Genomic DNA, 1,039 nt, shown 5'->3' with positions numbered 1-1,039 from the left:
GCTGCTTAGGAAACCAAGAATAGGAGCCTCTACGAAACCCGGGGCTTGACAGGAGGTTGCCGAACTGGGTGAGCCCACCCCGGATCGGGTCGGTGTGGTTGAACGGGTCGACGTGATCGATCTCGGTCTTCTCCGCGGTTCTGGTGCAGCCGGGGAAGGTGCAGGTGGCCCATTGGTTGATCAGGGTCCGCCTGACGGGTTTCGGGATCGCGTAGGTCAGTGCTTGGGCGTCGAGTGGGGTGCCGGTGGCCGGGTCGGTGAGGATCCGGGTCAGTGTCGGGGCACCGGCGGCGATGCGACGGGCCGTCTCTGCCGGGATGGGGGACCCGTCAGCAAGGGTGCCGGGCAGGTTGGCGTCGCCGGTGAGGGTGAGGAAGGGGACGGTGACGATGACACCGGCCTGGTTGCGCATCGCCTCAGGCCCGGATTCCATGTCCACGAGGATGGCGTACTCGACCACCACCGGTTGGGGGCGGCCGTGGGGGAAGAACGATGCCCCAGGCGGGTAGGGGGACTCAATGGTGGTGGCTGCAGGGTCGGTTCCTCGTGGTTCGGTTCCGTCCGGTCCGGCATCCGTGTCTTCCCTGACTGCGGGGGTGAGGAGGTCGGTGAGTCCGGTGATGGTGGTGTCGTCATAGTGAAACCGGGGTTCCCCGTTCTCATCGAGGAGCGGGGTTTCACGGTGGGTTTCGATGCCGGTGATGGGGTCGAGTTCGCGGACTCGGATGGCCAGTTTCGGGTGGGGGCGGAGGAACATGTCGCACATGAGGGCGCTGATGGTGCGCTCGTCGATGATCTCGACCCCGGCGGGGAGGTTGAGGGTGCTGGTTTGGCCGTTGTGGATGGCTCTGGCCATGGCGTTCACGCGGGCGTAGGCGGCATGGATTTCATCAGCGGGGGCGGTGATGGACAGGCAGGCGGTGCCGTTGCCGAAGGTGTCGACGTCGACGCGGCGGCGCTGCGCGGCGATGTGGGACCGGTCGTCGGGGGTTTGGAGGAGGTGGATGAGTTTGCGCAGCCCGGTGCGCAGGGTGTCACT

At 66.4% G+C, this 1,039-nt stretch carries 1 protein-coding gene; it reads right to left on the bottom strand.

The genetic code is table 11. The features are described from left to right. On the bottom strand, positions 1–1,039 hold a 1,039-nt coding region (locus EZE58_RS00010; RefSeq protein WP_167559538.1), incomplete at both ends, for an HNH endonuclease signature motif containing protein.

It is taken from the genome of Brevibacterium sp. LS14 (assembly GCF_012027885.1).
Taxonomy (GTDB): domain Bacteria; phylum Actinomycetota; class Actinomycetes; order Actinomycetales; family Brevibacteriaceae; genus Brevibacterium; species Brevibacterium casei.
This window is presented reverse-complemented; position numbering and strand designations above follow the sequence as displayed.